Source organism: Erysipelothrix tonsillarum DSM 14972 (genome assembly GCF_000373785.1).
In the GTDB taxonomy this organism is placed as follows: domain Bacteria; phylum Bacillota_I; class Bacilli_A; order Erysipelotrichales; family Erysipelotrichaceae; genus Erysipelothrix; species Erysipelothrix tonsillarum.
The window spans coordinates 366269-381016 of the sequence record NZ_KB892378.1; the positions used below are offsets into that span (position 1 = coordinate 366269).

Sequence of the window (14748 nt, forward strand, 5' to 3'; positions counted from 1 at the left end):
TAAGTTCGTACCTACAAATTTCAAATATCGTAATAATTACACAATGAAGGCAATATGCTTAAAGTAACTGTAATATTTTAATGATACAATGAAGTTAATAAGGGGGAATCACTATGAAGCATTTCTTGCTCTGTTTCATCTTGCTTTTGTCACTTGTTGGCTGTAATGCAAGCAAACCAGTCGAAGACATGTATGCGGGTATAAAAACCGTTCACCATACAGAACTTTGCCTTTCCACGATTAAAAGTGAAATCAAAGATGTAAGCGAAGGGTATTACTTTATTCGTGATACTGATGATAATGCATATTTCTACATCTATTCGAAATCAGTCGTATTTGAACAGATGAGTGTTTCAAATCAAATGATTGATAACGATCCTCAAGTCGTCTTTACCGCGACTACAAAAAATTTGGTCTACCACTATGATGAACCACATTTAGATGGATTTATGGCGATGAGTGTCAATGATCAAGTCACATCTTTCAAATTTATGGTCGATGGTCATGAAGTCAATCCTCAATACATAGAGTCACGACTTGATTTAAGATCAGCACGTTAAAAGGAGTTCCACATAATGGAACTCCTTTCACTTTATTTATGATAACCGTTTGGATTGGTTTTCTGCCAACGCCACGAATCTTCACACATCTTATGTAAATCACGTTTAGCTTCCCAACCTAACTCTTCACGAGCCTTTTTAGGGTCAGCATAACATTCCGCAATATCACCTGGACGACGTTCCTTAATTTCATAAGGAATTTCATGTCCTACAACATCACTGAATGCTTTAACCATCTCAAGAACAGAATAACCTTGACCTGTACCAAGATTGTAGACACGGTACTCTGGTGCTTCTGTCATTTTCTTAAGCGCTGCGACATGTCCGAGTGCAATATCCACAACGTGAATATAATCGCGAACACCGCTACCATCAACAGTATCGTAGTCATCACCAAATACTGATAAGTGATCCAGTTTACCTACCGCAACTTGAGTAATATAAGGTACTAAATTATTTGGAATCCCTTTTGGATCTTCTCCAATCGTACCTGATTCATGCGCACCGATTGGATTAAAGTAACGAAGAATCACAACGTTCCACGCTTTATCCGCAACATTTAAATCTCTAAGAATGTCTTCGGCCATAAGTTTTGTACTGCCATATGGATTTGTGGTGGAAAGTGGGAATGATTCATTAATTGGAACGGTCTTCGGTGCACCATAAACGGTAGCGGATGAACTGAAGATTAAATTTTTAACATTATTATCACGCATTACTTCACATAACGTTAAAGTTCCCGTGATATTATTTTGATAATATTCTAGGGGTTTTGAAACACTTTCACCAACTGCTTTTAATGCAGCAAAGTGAATGACAGCATCAACCTTTTCTTTTTCAAAAATTGCATTTAAACTTGGTTTATCTAAAACATTTGATTCATAGAATGTAACGGTTTTTCCGGTAATGGCTTCGACGCGTTTTAAGGCTTCGATGCTTGAATTGCTTAAGTTATCAACAACCACAACTTCAAAGTCTTGGTTTAATAACTCAACGCAAGTGTGGCTACCAATATAACCTGCACCGCCTGTAACTAAAACTTTCATACTACCTCCCAAGGCTAATTTTTGCCTTCTACTACGTTTATTTTATCAGTTTAAAAGATTATTGCAATGCAATATAAAAGCAAGAACTATCGGTATCTTGCTTTTATATCATTAGTTAATTTTAGTAATCTTTATTAATACATAGTTGAGATATCAATATAATCATCAAAGCTTGGGAAGTCGATTTTAACGTTATCATCAATACCATTAACCTTGATGGCTACATCCATTTTAAGTTTTTCTTTCTTCTTTGTTTCTTCATCTGCTTCTTTTGCTTGCATATCAAATTTAAAGACAAAATCTTCAATTTCTTCACCTAAAGTGATGAGGACTTGACCACCCGTAATTTCGACTTGATCAAGACTTTCTTCTTGCTCGATTTTTTCTTTAAATTCGTCCGATGCAATGATTTCTTTTAAATCATAAGTAAAGATTGTTTTTCCATTTTCAACACTAACTGTTGATTTATCAAAATCAAAATCTTCACTTGCTACTTTTTCAAATTCAGTAGGAAGTTCTAATAATTCGTCAAACTCTGAAATTGCACCGAGGTTTGTCTTAATTTTGTTATCCATGATTTCCATATAAAGATCTGCACCTGATTTATAGATGCTAAATGAATTATCAGGATCTTCATCCATTTTCATACTAATAACCGCATCCATATCATTAACTGTTTTTCCGGTTTTGAAGGCCATTTTCAGGGTAACATCAACGGGTTCATCACCTTCTTCAAGTTTTTCTGGTTCCATATGAACATTGAAATCAATATCGGCTGACTTTGCATTGGCCATACGTTCTGCTGCTGCTGTAAATGCAGCTTTTTGTTCCTCATTTGGTTTATTTGATTTTGAACATCCGGTTACTAATAAAACGAATGTAAGCATCACTACAAGAATTTTCTTCATCTTTTTCTCCTCTTGTCCATTTTGTTGACCTCATAATATAGGTTATAATACGTTAAGAGCATTACGAATGCATTCACTTATAGAAAAGGAGACGTATATGTCAATATTCTACCAGTTTAGCGGTCCATCCAACGAAAGCGTTGGATTTGATTCTTTGACCGCAAAGTATCTCAAGCACGATTGTTTTAACATGAAAAAAATGGTTGTCATTGCATCCAATCCGGATGATTATGCGACAACTGATGACTATTTCACACGTCATAAACATTGGTTTCAAACAATCTGTCCCACCCTCGAGTCCGTTCATGTTCTTGATCATCGAATTTCAAAAGATGTTGCATTAGCACTTTTAAATGATGCTGATATGGTACATCTTATGGGTGGTGATGTCCTTTCGGAATATCACTTTATCCATGACTATGAATTCGTTGATGCTTTGAAATCGGGTGATAAAGTCATTATGGGCACAAGTGCTGGTGCCATGGTGTTGGGTGATACAATCATCTTAGTCCATGAACATCATTCATCTACACATAAAGGCTTAAATCTTGTTTCAAGCAATATCATTCCCCACTATACCGATGAACAGCTTCAAAAGGTAACGCCTTTTGCACCGTGTTATGCACTTCCCGATGATAGTGGAATCCGCATTACCGCAAATACCACCACTTTTCTCAATGAGGTTCTTTTTATCTCGAAAAACGAGTAGGGTTTTAATGCGATTGCTTTAACCGATTGGTTTTTTCTTCAATGTATTACACCATAAATATACGGTGAAAACGGTTAACACTTTGGGAGATGTTATAAACTTTAGGTTATTTGTATCAAATGACTTGGTTTTTACCCCATGAAAGTTTGTTTTAAACCCGTTAATCCATACTGTGAGCGAAAGTTTCTGCTATGAATAATCAATCTTAAACAATGTGTTTTCGTTATCGGATGTTTCGTTTTCCGCTTGCTGTGCTAATGATTCTGTGCTCACCACATCGATAAATGTATAACAAGACTACTCTAAAAAAACATATTCTCCCTAGGCAAATCTATTATTACCACCACATTTACAAAAAAAACAACACTCTGATGTTGTTTTTTTCGTTTTCATAAGACATCCTTTAAAACAATAAGGTCAAGAACACCGTATCTAGAAATATATATATATATATTTATACATCGAAATGAGCTATTTAAAAATTTTTAAGCAATTTTCGATTGATAGCCATGATTGTCTTAACATCTTCAACCTTAGTTTTTCCAGTATCCGCATCGATAATTGATGAATAGATATGGGGAATAACATGTTGAACACCTGCATCCAAAATAATGGTCATGATTTCTTCATAATTTTCAAGATCAATACCACCTGTTGGTTCTAAGCAAAGATTGTTTTGAGCACATGCTTTTGCTACGGCTTTAAGTTCATCTTTAACTTGCAAGCCTTTCATTGGGAAAAATTTCAGTGCATTGCCACCCATATCTTTAACCATCGCAATTGCAGTATCGATGGAGACGATAGCCGGCTCATCACAATGACTGCTTGTTGGACCGGTTGAAATTGCTAGATAGCCCGGTTTTCCGGTTGGTGATACCAACGCATTGATATGCGAATCATGATTATCGCCGACTTTAGCACGTGTATATGCCACGGCCGTAAAGACTTGATTAATATGGTTTGCTTTAACATGCTCACTGATGTCACCTACGGCTTTCCATTGATTTGGGTTTCCAGCACCCAAGCCAATAGAAAGATTGTTATCAAGCGCTGCAGCATAACGATTCATATCCGTTACGCCTTCTTCAACCGTTGGATAATTAATGGAGAGAACCCCAACAACTACATGGCCTTCTGCTGCTTCATAAATTTCTTTTGCATTTTCTAAATCATGCGCCAGAACATTGATACAAATTCGATCATTTAAATATGGAATCATCTTATACCTCTTTCATAATTTCTTTAAAACGTTGTACAATGACTTCTAAATCATTGGATACAAGCGGACGGGTATCCAAGGTAATATAACCCTCGTTAATACGATGACCACGACAATGTATTGAAGGATTTCCTTCCTTAAGATGTTGGTCAACCACAAAGGCATCACCGCTGGTAATTTTAACTTGTGCACGATAGATCTCACGTCCAGCTTCATCTTGTACTTCTTGAACCTCAAGACCTTTTATTTGATTTAGATTTTGTACTAAATAAGCAACATCTTGATGGTTTTTTGTTACTATGGCTGCTTCATCACGTGTGTTATATATCTCAAGCGCTTTAAGTAGTCCCATAATACCTTCTTTACCAATTTTCATGGGACGACCAATTCCTTGATATTGAAGGTGAGCATTGTGAATCAAATCTTTACGACCTGTAATAAATCCTGAAGTTGTTGCTTCAAAAGCTTTTGCGCCTGAATAAATTACAAGGTCAGCTCCCATTGCAATATAACGGCGCAAATCTTCTTCTGCAGCCGCATCTACAATAATAGGAAGATGATGCTTATGAGCGAGTTTAATCATGGCATCAAGGGCAATCATACCTTTTTGAACCGTGTGATGGCTCTTAACGTACAACATCCCGGCAGTATTTTCATTAATCTCTGCTTCCATGTCTGCTACCGTTACAGCATTAACAAGGCCCGCTTCAATCGGAACCCCACCACCTAAACGTACCATCGTGGCAATCGGTGCTCCAAAGCCTACGATGTGACCCTTAGGGATAATAATTTCATTTTTTAATCCTGAAGAATTTGGAAGTGAACGAATGTGTTTGATATTATCTTTTGCGATAAGAGCAGCAACACTAATCGCAATACCTGCCGAAGCAGAAGAAGTTACTAAACTTGCTTCCGCACCGGTGTATTGTGAAATAATTTCGCCCGATCTGATAAATAAATCATCAATCACCACATAGGATTGACCGCCTTCGACGGCAGCCTTTCCTACTTCATCACTGAGTGCTGAAACACCAAGTGCCGTCATACGACCACTCGCGTTTATAACACGTTTAAGACCAATCTTCTCATAAATATTTTTTTTCATATCCTAAAGGAAAATAGCCCCGAAAATCATAGCACCAAGAATTGCTCCACCAGTGATTTCTTTATCCCATTTATAGAATAGTACTGAACCAACGATTGCTCCAATACCTGTCCATACATTGAATTGTCCAGCTGCAATAACAATCATAGGTCCTAAGTAACGTCCGGCAGCATTTCCAGCTCCCATCATAACTTCGGTACCACCTACTGCAACACCTTCTGGCATTGTTTTACGAACCGCCATAATGATTGCACCAATTACAAGCCCTAAAACCGCACCAGTGATTAATGCAAATCCAAAGTTATTGAATGGCAAATCGAAATTCATGGAAAGGAATAATGCTGGTAAACCAATACCAACTCCTGTCATTAATGATCCACCGATATCTAAAACCCCAACAAGAGGTCCTTCAAGAATACGAGCAATTAAGAATCCAGCTGCAAATCCAGCCGCAGCAGTATAATCACCACCGTCAAGTCCATCACGAAGCATCTGTACAATCGCTAGATCATTGAATGCTCCAGTTCCAAGTTTAATATACATAAAGGTACCTGCGAAAATAGCAGCGGCTGCACCCATAATTAAGAGTATAAATGCAGAATCCTTCATCAAGAAATCATTTAATTTGTCTACGAATGTTTTATTATTTTTAACTTCAATTGTTGTTTTTGTCATATAATCTCCTCCTAGAATCCAAGTTTCGCAAAGAATCCACGGAAGTATGCAATCGCAACAAACATTACAACTACAATAGCAATCAATACACGAACAACATTGTTCTTGTATCCATTATTTTCCGCTGACTTACCAATTAAGATCCCTAATACGATTCCTGGCACAGCATTTCCTGAAACGACTGTTGAAACACCACCAAGTACTGTTCCCCATAATCCAGTAGTTTTCCCAGCGTCCATAGCTGCTAACCAGAAAATTGCAGGCATAACTGGATTTAGTAACCATGATGTGGCAGGTGATAGAATTTCACTTGCAATAACTGATAATTTTTCAGGAATTAAAGATGCCGCTGTATTTAAGAATGTAACTACAACAGCGCCGATTGCTGATCCAGCTAAGAACATTTTACCTGGGTTATGAAGTGTATCTTTTTCATCACCGCCACGAGCCATTAATGCAGCCGCAGACCAGTTAGGGACAATACGGTGGAATACATCTCCGGTCAATGCACCACTAGCTAATGCTGAAGCAGCTGCATTAAAGAAGAATCCAAGTCCGAATGAGAAGTGTGAGATTGGATCTTCACTACATGCATTAAGCTCACCAAGTGTTCTAAATGCTCCCATACTTTGAATTTCTGGAGCATGAAACATACGTGCAGCACCAGCAGCGATACATCCACCACCGATAGCACCAATAATAATTGAGTAAATAATAATTTCTATATTCATCTATTCTTTCTCCTTTTGTATTTCTAAATATTTTACCTTCAGTACAACACGAGCTTTTACGATATATTTAACATCATCTTTTTTAGGCAACAATAATTTATTTTTTGTTTCCTTTTGAACATCATCGAAATATACCTCTTGTGTTTCCATTTGAATAATTGGATAATCTAATTCTTTGTATATTTGTTTATGGATTTGTTTAAAAATTGAAGCAGAGGCATCATTCATCGTCTTACCATCTCCGGTAACAACCAGTTCAAGTATAGTTTCTCGAAGCAGTTGTGTTCCTTTACTCATTGCTATGCAGTTTTTGATAGGCGAGAACAACCTTTTCCCCAAGTTCCTCAACATCCATAAATCCTAATCCAATTACTTTATGACCTTGTTCAATTGCTGTGACTGCAGCTTGCACAGAACGCAAGTGCGATGTTGCTTTATATCCGTATTTCGTTTGGGCTGTGATTGCTCCAGCACCACCTGATCCACAGAAACTAATTCCGATGTCTGCATTATTTTCATGCATTACATCACCAAGTTTCATATCTGCTGCCATGCCTGGAATTACAATTGCTTTACCACCTGCCTTTTCGATTCCTCGTGCTACAGCTTGACCACCACCCATACGGTGTCCGATTACAACTACAATTTGTTTTTCACTCATATTCTGTCTCCTTTACTGTTTATATTTGTTTGAATATGTGTTGCGATTAAAATTAATTCCATGGTTGATATTTCTTGTTTAAATATCTTAAACAAAGGTTCGCCAATTTCTTTAGAGATATTAAGACTTACCTCCTCTAACTCATCCAGTACTGCGCTGTATTGATCTGCTTCCATCACAATGACTTCATCGTTCATTAAACGATCAATAAGACTACCCATGTGAGCAAAAAATGTTTCTTCAGCTACGGCATCCGTATACTGGATATTTTTAGAATCTAAATAATGCCTAATTTCTTCTAAATATGCTTGTTTATCAAAGTTTTTCATTATCAATTATTTCACTACCTTCTACACGGCTAATTACCGTTTTTACGGATACAAAATTTTGGGTTAAGTCGAGCGTATCACCCATTGAATCAACTACTGCTTCATCAACCTCTTCCAGTTTACTAATACTTAAGTCACCGAAATATCCAACCTTTAAATGTCCTAAACGATCTAAACCAAAATGATCTGCAGGTTTTGAAGTTGCATTTTCGAGACAGTCTTCCAAGGTCTCACCAATATTGATTAACTTTGTAATCACAGCATGTTGACTATAAACTGGTCCTTCATAGTTTTCGCAGTGCAAATCTGTTGAGACAAAATCGGGATAAAATCCGAGTGACTTCGCCCGCTTGAAGGTTTTAAAACTAAAACTTGCGGAACCGTGACCAACATCAAAGAGTACCCCACGTTGTCTTGCCTTTACCGCTTCTTCGATGATTTCCTTACTTTCATTTAAGATTCCACCTTTTTTTCCATGGAAGGCATGGGTCAATACGTCCTTTTTCTTCATTAAATTTAAGACATCTTGCAAATATGGGGGAAAGTTTCCAGTATGAATCATGATTGGTTTATCCAATTCATGAGCAAGATCTGTTGCGATTTTAATTGGAATGATTTCAAGGGATCCGCAAACGCTAGAACTGGCACGTGCTTTAAGTCCCACAATTTCCGTTGGGTATTTACGAACCATTTCTCGCACCATATCCTCATCAATTTTTTCTAAATCGTCCAACTCTCTTAATTCTACGAGCCCTTTTTTCGAGATGTTCAGCAGCGAATATACTTTAGTTTTGTGCTTTTTAATAATTTCTTCATTAAAAATTTCAAAGTTCTCGGGACCTGCACTACCGGCATCAAGGATTGTTGTGGTTCCCCTGGAAACACCGATGATATCCGCATCAATTCCATTTACCGCTGTGCCTGTAAAACAGTGCGTATGGATATCAATCAATCCCGGTGAAATAATACAGCCTTGAGCATCAATCGATTCAATGTCTTCGTGCTCAATGGAATCCTCAATGGCAGTGATTAGTCCATTTTCAATTAAAATATCTTTTTTATCACCATGATATCCATCAGCTTGAGATATCAGTAAACCATTCTTAACTAATAGTTTATTCATCATTTTTTCTCCTTAATATGTATTGATAGAATGCCAATCGTTCTTCATTTGAAATGGAAATATACAGGGAATCTTCGATGGTCGAAAAGAATGCGTTTAACGTCTTAACGAGGTCTGGATGGGATAATTCGATGTATTCATACATCGAATTCACCGCAAATTCATCTTCAATTTCTTTCGTTTCAAACCAACGTGGAATCGCCATTACTAAGTGTATTGTAAGACCTAAGATTGAATCGTAACTCATCGGGTAGTGATCTGAAATTTCTGTAGTCAATTCAATCAATGACAGTGTTACTTCACTGATAATCTGCGAATACATTTGAATTAACTCGCTTTTCTCTCGTGGTAATTTATCTTTGATATCATCAAAATAATTCGTCATTGAGTAGCGCTTTAAGACTTTGGCACTCATATCATCATTTATGAAATGATGAATCTTGGCGATATCATTGGAAGAGAGAATATTTGAAATTTGTAATACTGGATAAATGGATTGTTCAATCGGGATGGTGGAAATGACAAAGTCAATATCCTCCAGTAACCTCAGACTCTCTAATTGGTAAAATGACATTTGCGCCACGACTTCAAGTTGAGGGAAAACGTGCTTAATGCGTGTTACCAATAAAGTCGATAGTCCGCGTCCAGTTGAACATACGACGATGACTTTCTTTTGCCCATGAGTTTCAATTCTGTTTTTATACAAATAAATTGCGATATAACTTACTTCAGTTTCAGATAAAGTCCGTTGAAAGTGTTTTTCAAAAATCATGCTCAACGTTTGGGCTAACTCAAAGTATTGTTTATATTTATTTTTAATCTCATCCAAAATCATCTTTTCTTCTTCATTGGAATGAATCGCTTTGCAATTAATTAATGTTTGAAAATGAAGAATTAAATCCTCATGAAGGTGTTCAAGGTTGAAGTATGATGCTTGTTCTTCAAGATACATCATCATTTCACCTAGCATCATATTAATTTTGGGTTCATCGATGACTTGATCGTTGATAAAGACATCACTGACTCGAAGCAATTCCAACATACTATCCATTTCAAAATCACAATCCGTATCTTCTTGACTTTGAAGGATCCCGCTCGCATATTCTAAAAGACTTTCACCTTTATGACCGTTGTATCGCCGCGGTGTTGTTTCTAATGTTAGAAAACGAGCAAGACGATAATGTCGAACGATTAAATAACATAATATGTTAAAGAATTTCTCGGAATTTAGCCACACTTGGTATTTCGCATTAAAGCGTTTATAGTTTTTGGAAATAATCGTTAATCGATTGATACTAATACAAGCACGGATTGGAACAGGTAAGTGGTGATACCAGTCTTCCGGGGTATTTCTATTTTTAATAAAAGGTACGATAATGGCCGCTACCAAACATCTTAAGTCAAATTCGGACCCTTCGAGGTAGTACCCTTTACAGCGTTTGTTCTTAATCTTAAATGTATTTCGGTAATAAGCTTCAAAGCCCGAAAGGTAATCTGCAACACTCCGCTCGGAAATAAAGAGCGTGCTTGTTATTTCCTCAACACTTAAGTACCGACTCGTACTAAAGAGCAACAACAGTTCTTCATAGATCTGTGTCTCAATCTGTACGGGTTTAATACCTGATAATTCACCTTTCAGTTCCAAAAACTTAGCCTCAGCGAGAACGCGTTGATTAATTGGAATGTAAAATCCATTCGTAGGTGCAAAGCGTAGTTCTATATCAAACTCGCTTAGAATTGTTCGGAGGTTTGAAATGTCATAACGGATCGTTCGTTCCGACATTTTCGTAATCTCTAACAACTCTTCCATCGTTACGAATTGATTACTGGATAGAATTAAATCGTATATTTCAATTTGTCTTTGAGTAATCATTTAAACTTTTACTTCCTTTCATATATAATAATAACAACTGATATGCAACAATAAATGCATACGTCTTGCACTGTGATTTTTTTCACTGCAAGAATAGAAATGGTGATACTATGATAACTACAATCCTTTTTGATCTTGATAACACCTTAATTGATCGCCAGCACTCAATTCGGGAAACATTCAAAGAACTTATTCAGTTTGACCATGGTGTTTTTGATGCCACCATCCTTGATGATTTAATGCTTTGGGATCACTATGGGTATCATGATAAAGCCTATGTATTTGAACACTACACGCAAAAATACTCCACACATTTTGAAAACAAACAAGCGTTCCACAGCTTTATTGTTAACCATCAATTTCGTCATGTTACACTTTTTGAAGATACCGAGAGAACTTTACGGGAACTCGCCCAGCGCCATACCTTAGGCATTATCACAAATGGCAACAGCATCGGACAACGACGGAAGATGGACCAAGCACTTCATGGATTGCAAGATCTCTTTGAGGTTGTTTTAGTATCTGGCGATCGTAATATTCATAAACCAGACCGTCGTATTTTTAAAGAAGCCCTGGATATCCTCGATAAAAGACCCGAAGAAGTGATGTATGTTGGTGATAACATTGAAGCCGATATTTATGGAAGCCGCAATGCAGGGTTAACGCCTGTTTGGATTAATCCTTATCAGTTTGAATCCTCTGTGGATGCAATGACAATTCATTCACTTTCCGAGTTAACGCTTCTGTTAGATAAATAAAGCGCTGTTTTTACAGCGCTTTTTGTGTAGATTCAAACAGCTTCATATAATGCATCAGTTTTTTCTTATATCCGTGTCGACATGTAACATCTAAAAGTGAGTACACCGAACGTTTTTGGTTCTTAAATATCACATCGTTTTGAATATAATCTGGATCTGTTTCTGAAGTTAATACTTGACGCAAAGAATCCAACCAAGCAGTCCCCAAATCGGTGAATAGATTAATCTTCTGTACTCCAATTTTCACAGCTCGATACAAGTTTTCATCACCTGTACTGGATCCTCCATGCAGTACTAAAGGAATATCAATCGCTTTGACAAGTTCTTCGAGTCGGTTGAAGTCTAAATACGGCTCCCCGGCATAAGTCCCGTGCGAAGTCCCTACAGCAACCGCAAGGCAATCAATATTCGTTGTGCTGACATATTCAATGGCTTGTGCTACATCCGTAAGCCCTTCATCACGAGTGATTGCATACTCCTGTCCGACACCGACATGCCCTAGTTCCGCTTCAACACTGATTCCAGCAGCATGCGCTACGCGTACCACCTCTTGAACATCTTTAACATTTTTTTCAAATGATTCCGTTGATCGATCCATCATCACCGATGTGAATCCATTTTTAATGGATAACACACAATCCTCATAACGACTCCCATGATCAAGGTTTAAAGCAAAAATAACATCAGGATAGCGCTTTTCAAAAAAATCGACAATTGCGCTCATTGCTTCAATATCATGAATTGCTCCAACATCTAAGATAATCGGTGCTTGCAACTCATGTGCTGCTTCAAAACAAGCTTGAATCGATTCAAAGTTAAAACAATTCGGTGCAGCAATTCCATATTTTCTTGCTTTCGCATCATTCAATAATTCGTGCATTGGTTTTCTCATCGTGTTTCCTCCATCAAGAAATAAAGGCTTTCAATATCGCGAGTGCTTCGCCTTTCTATCTTAACAATTACATATCGCTCCATTTTTATCTCCCTATCGTCATAAAAGATATAATATTTGTTTTCAATTTATTAAGGATTATTTCTGTGCGAAATGATCTAAACAGACCCATCATAAGCATACGTTTAAATCAGAATATGCTTGGATTTAGACAATCTATACATGTTTTATATATACATATAAAAACATGATAAGATGATGAAAAGGAGGTAAGAAGATTTGAAAAATCTTTATGATATAAACTATGCATGAATCAAATCGTAATTTTTTTGACATCACTGAAAAAGTTCTGTTATTCTTTGCAACAATCTATATATTTATTCTCCCGTTATTCATTGAGGAACGCAATATGAGCATTTTTATATCTTTTGGTCTAATTTATGCTTTTTTCCTCATTGTTAATAATTTCTTAAAGTATCGTAGGGAACACTCCAAAAAGTATCTCTATCAAATAATGCTCGGCATCGCAATACTTGCTGCCGTGTTATACCGATATTTTATATAATATAAAAAAACTCCCTCTATTTTGGGAGTGTTTTTATGAGAAGGTTAAGTGTGAAAACGCCTCGTTCTGCTCGGACATCTACATTCCAACCATGACGTTTTGCAATCTGTTGTACGAGATAGAGACCCAAGCCGGTACCCTCATGATCAAAAGTTTGAAAGCGGTCAAAAATACGGTTAGTATCTAATTTTTCGTGATTCATCATATTTTCAAACGTAAGAATGATCTCATCATCATATTCTCGCGCCGTAATAGATGCCTTATGATTTCCGTACTTCAACATATTCTCAATAATATTGTTTGTTAGATTATTAAATTCATTAACATCCACTTCCGTCTCGAGCTTCGGATGAATATCGAGTTCCACTTTGATTTGTTTTGCTTCAAACGCATCGTAATAGTGTAAGATGTTTTGTTTCAAAAGGTTTGATATATCTTTGCGTTCGCGGTTTGATAACGGCTTTTCCGCATTATAACTGATTGCATAGAGCATTTCTAAGCGCCGTGATACATCATTAATTTTAAAATGTGCATTTTGGAGAAGGTGTTGATGTTCTAGATTGTCAGTTTCTCCTTCAACTACCTGGATATATCCTGATGCGATTGCAAGTGGTGTACGGGTATCATGAATAATATTACTAATCGATTTTTGTAATGAAATTTCATTGGTATTTAATTGCATCATAAGTGTCTTCTTATCTTGTACAAGCTCATTACAGTGATTTATTAAAGCCGTCAATTGTTTGTTATTGGTGCCGAGGGTTAACTCGCGCATACTTTCCTCTTCATGAATAAAGGCTAAGGTATCGTTAATGTGTTTAATATTCACATTGAGCCAAATAATGTAACCCATGAGGATGATAATGACCAAAGTCATTAAGATAAGTAGGAACATCATAATTCGACCCGCGCTAACCGAACACCAACACCCCAAATGGTTTGGATATATTCGTGGTCGGGATCAAGGAGGCGAATCTTTTTACGCAAACCACTAATAAGAACGTTAATTGAATTATCATCAAACATATAGTCATCACCCCAAATTACCTCGTATATTGCTTCTTTGGTAAATGTTTGTTTTGGATGTTCTAGTAACAAATTGAGAAGATCAATCTCTTTTTTAGTAAGAATCAATTCATGCCCGTGAATTTTATAATTTAACGAGGACATATCATATGCTAGATTGATAAACTGATTTTTACTGCGAATGTGTTCCGTTCGCAATTGTACAGCGATGCGTGCTTTTAAGACATTAATATCGAATGGTTTTGTGATGTAGTCGTTTGCACCCATCGATAACAACGACACAATCATTTCAGAGTTCGATACGGATGTAATCATCATAATCGGAACATTACTGGTTTCCCGAATCGTTTGGAGAACTTGATCACCACACATACCTGGGAGCATGTAATCTAAAAGAATTAGATCAAACGATTCAAAATGATGCAGCAGTGCTTCAGTGCCTGAATACGCAGCAGTCAATTCATAATCGTCTTTTAAAACGGTTTGAAGCAATTGATTAAGTTCTTGTTCATCTTCAATAATTAGTATTTTTTTCATTGTACCACCCCATTGTTTTAAGTATACCACG

Annotated in this window: 17 protein-coding genes; 3 read left to right on the forward strand and 14 right to left on the reverse strand. The window is 36.8% G+C overall.

Annotation, left to right across the window (positions count from 1 at the left end; translation table 11 throughout):
* Positions 1–113 precede the first annotated feature (113 nt).
* Positions 114–560 (forward strand): hypothetical protein, encoded by a 447-nt coding sequence (locus B096_RS0105315; RefSeq protein WP_018579722.1) that lies wholly within the window; start codon positions 114–116, stop codon positions 558–560.
* A 32-nt stretch (positions 561–592) separates the two neighbouring features.
* On the opposite strand, the gene galE is transcribed toward B096_RS0105315, so the two are convergent.
* On the reverse strand, positions 593–1606 hold the full coding sequence (galE, locus tag B096_RS0105320; protein WP_018579723.1) for a UDP-glucose 4-epimerase GalE: 1014 nt from the start codon (positions 1604–1606) through the stop codon (positions 593–595).
* Positions 1607–1740: 134 nt separating this feature from the next.
* Positions 1741–2514, reverse strand: coding sequence for a hypothetical protein (locus B096_RS0105325; protein WP_018579724.1), 774 nt, complete (start codon positions 2512–2514; stop codon positions 1741–1743).
* Between the two features lie 97 nt (positions 2515–2611).
* On the opposite strand from B096_RS0105325, the gene B096_RS0105330 reads away from it, so the two are divergent.
* The gene (locus tag B096_RS0105330; protein WP_018579725.1) at positions 2612–3223 is read left to right on the forward strand and encodes a Type 1 glutamine amidotransferase-like domain-containing protein; all 612 of its coding nucleotides are present in this window, start codon (positions 2612–2614) and stop codon (positions 3221–3223) included.
* Positions 3224–3698: 475 nt separating this feature from the next.
* Here the strand turns inward: B096_RS0105330 and dagF are convergent, their stop codons facing one another.
* Genes dagF through B096_RS0105375 form a run of 9 tightly spaced genes read right to left on the reverse strand, consistent with a single transcriptional unit; the run spans position 3699 to position 10939 of the window.
* Complete coding sequence (gene dagF, locus B096_RS0105335) at positions 3699–4442, reverse strand: 2-dehydro-3-deoxy-phosphogluconate aldolase (RefSeq protein WP_018579726.1); 744 nt, start codon at positions 4440–4442, stop codon at positions 3699–3701.
* A gap of 1 nt (position 4443) precedes the next feature.
* The gene (locus tag B096_RS0105340; protein ID WP_018579727.1) at positions 4444–5547 is read right to left on the reverse strand and encodes a DgaE family pyridoxal phosphate-dependent ammonia lyase; all 1104 of its coding nucleotides are present in this window, start codon (positions 5545–5547) and stop codon (positions 4444–4446) included.
* A 3-nt stretch (positions 5548–5550) separates the two neighbouring features.
* Positions 5551–6222, reverse strand: a complete 672-nt coding sequence (locus B096_RS0105345; RefSeq protein WP_018579728.1) for a DUF4310 family protein — start codon at positions 6220–6222, stop codon at positions 5551–5553.
* A gap of 11 nt (positions 6223–6233) precedes the next feature.
* Positions 6234–6953, reverse strand: coding sequence for a DUF4311 domain-containing protein (locus B096_RS0105350; protein ID WP_018579729.1), 720 nt, complete (start codon positions 6951–6953; stop codon positions 6234–6236).
* A complete protein-coding gene (locus B096_RS0105355) occupies positions 6954–7250 on the reverse strand; it encodes a DUF4312 family protein (protein WP_018579730.1) in 297 nt (98 codons plus the stop codon). It lies immediately after the preceding gene.
* The gene (locus tag B096_RS0105360; RefSeq protein WP_018579731.1) at positions 7243–7614 is read right to left on the reverse strand and encodes an SFCGS family glycine-rich protein; all 372 of its coding nucleotides are present in this window, start codon (positions 7612–7614) and stop codon (positions 7243–7245) included. The genes B096_RS0105355 and B096_RS0105360 overlap by 8 nt, the downstream gene beginning before the upstream one ends.
* Positions 7611–7943 (reverse strand): PRD domain-containing protein, encoded by a 333-nt coding sequence (locus B096_RS0105365; RefSeq protein WP_018579732.1) that lies wholly within the window; start codon positions 7941–7943, stop codon positions 7611–7613. Before B096_RS0105365 ends, B096_RS0105360 begins: the two co-directional genes overlap by 4 nt.
* Positions 7930–9066: an amidohydrolase/deacetylase family metallohydrolase gene (locus B096_RS0105370; protein ID WP_018579733.1), complete on the reverse strand. Its 1137-nt coding sequence runs from the start codon at positions 9064–9066 to the stop codon at positions 7930–7932. Before B096_RS0105370 ends, B096_RS0105365 begins: the two co-directional genes overlap by 14 nt.
* On the reverse strand, positions 9059–10939 hold the full coding sequence (locus tag B096_RS0105375) for a BglG family transcription antiterminator (protein WP_018579734.1): 1881 nt from the start codon (positions 10937–10939) through the stop codon (positions 9059–9061). The genes B096_RS0105370 and B096_RS0105375 overlap by 8 nt, the downstream gene beginning before the upstream one ends.
* Positions 10940–11049: 110 nt before the next feature.
* On the opposite strand from B096_RS0105375, the gene B096_RS09610 reads away from it, so the two are divergent.
* Complete coding sequence (locus tag B096_RS09610; RefSeq protein ID WP_018579735.1) at positions 11050–11697, forward strand: HAD family hydrolase; 648 nt, start codon at positions 11050–11052, stop codon at positions 11695–11697.
* Between the two features lie 10 nt (positions 11698–11707).
* On the opposite strand, the gene B096_RS0105385 is transcribed toward B096_RS09610, so the two are convergent.
* From B096_RS0105385 to B096_RS0105400, 3 genes are all read right to left on the reverse strand, one after another.
* On the reverse strand, positions 11708–12589 hold the full coding sequence (locus B096_RS0105385) for a class II fructose-bisphosphate aldolase (protein ID WP_018579736.1): 882 nt from the start codon (positions 12587–12589) through the stop codon (positions 11708–11710).
* Between the two features lie 581 nt (positions 12590–13170).
* A complete protein-coding gene (locus tag B096_RS0105395) occupies positions 13171–14052 on the reverse strand; it encodes a sensor histidine kinase (RefSeq protein ID WP_039736918.1) in 882 nt (293 codons plus the stop codon).
* Entirely contained in the window at positions 14049–14717 is a 669-nt protein-coding gene (locus B096_RS0105400) for a response regulator transcription factor (RefSeq protein WP_018579739.1), read from the reverse strand. Before B096_RS0105400 ends, B096_RS0105395 begins: the two co-directional genes overlap by 4 nt.
* Positions 14718–14748: the final 31 nt, after the last annotated feature.

Excerpts from the sequence above, each read along its gene's own strand:
- B096_RS0105315 (WP_018579722.1), top strand. The coding sequence starts at position 114 with ATGAAGCATTTCTTGCTCTGTTTCATCTTGCTTTTGTCACTTGTTGGC.
- galE (WP_018579723.1), bottom strand. The coding sequence starts at position 1,606 with ATGAAAGTTTTAGTTACAGGCGGTGCAGGTTATATTGGTAGCCACACT.
- B096_RS0105325 (WP_018579724.1), bottom strand. The coding sequence starts at position 2,514 with ATGAAGAAAATTCTTGTAGTGATGCTTACATTCGTTTTATTAGTAACC.
- B096_RS0105330 (WP_018579725.1), top strand. The coding sequence starts at position 2,612 with ATGTCAATATTCTACCAGTTTAGCGGTCCATCCAACGAAAGCGTTGGA.
- dagF (WP_018579726.1), bottom strand. The coding sequence starts at position 4,442 with ATGATTCCATATTTAAATGATCGAATTTGTATCAATGTTCTGGCGCAT.
- B096_RS0105340 (WP_018579727.1), bottom strand. The coding sequence starts at position 5,547 with ATGAAAAAAAATATTTATGAGAAGATTGGTCTTAAACGTGTTATAAAC.
- B096_RS0105345 (WP_018579728.1), bottom strand. The coding sequence starts at position 6,222 with ATGACAAAAACAACAATTGAAGTTAAAAATAATAAAACATTCGTAGAC.
- B096_RS0105350 (WP_018579729.1), bottom strand. The coding sequence starts at position 6,953 with ATGAATATAGAAATTATTATTTACTCAATTATTATTGGTGCTATCGGT.
- B096_RS0105355 (WP_018579730.1), bottom strand. The coding sequence starts at position 7,250 with ATGAGTAAAGGAACACAACTGCTTCGAGAAACTATACTTGAACTGGTT.
- B096_RS0105360 (WP_018579731.1), bottom strand. The coding sequence starts at position 7,614 with ATGAGTGAAAAACAAATTGTAGTTGTAATCGGACACCGTATGGGTGGT.
- B096_RS0105365 (WP_018579732.1), bottom strand. The coding sequence starts at position 7,943 with ATGAAAAACTTTGATAAACAAGCATATTTAGAAGAAATTAGGCATTAT.
- B096_RS0105370 (WP_018579733.1), bottom strand. The coding sequence starts at position 9,066 with ATGAATAAACTATTAGTTAAGAATGGTTTACTGATATCTCAAGCTGAT.
- B096_RS0105375 (WP_018579734.1), bottom strand. The coding sequence starts at position 10,939 with ATGATTACTCAAAGACAAATTGAAATATACGATTTAATTCTATCCAGT.
- B096_RS09610 (WP_018579735.1), top strand. The coding sequence starts at position 11,050 with ATGATAACTACAATCCTTTTTGATCTTGATAACACCTTAATTGATCGC.
- B096_RS0105385 (WP_018579736.1), bottom strand. The coding sequence starts at position 12,589 with ATGAGAAAACCAATGCACGAATTATTGAATGATGCGAAAGCAAGAAAA.
- B096_RS0105395 (WP_039736918.1), bottom strand. The coding sequence starts at position 14,052 with ATGATGTTCCTACTTATCTTAATGACTTTGGTCATTATCATCCTCATG.
- B096_RS0105400 (WP_018579739.1), bottom strand. The coding sequence starts at position 14,717 with ATGAAAAAAATACTAATTATTGAAGATGAACAAGAACTTAATCAATTG.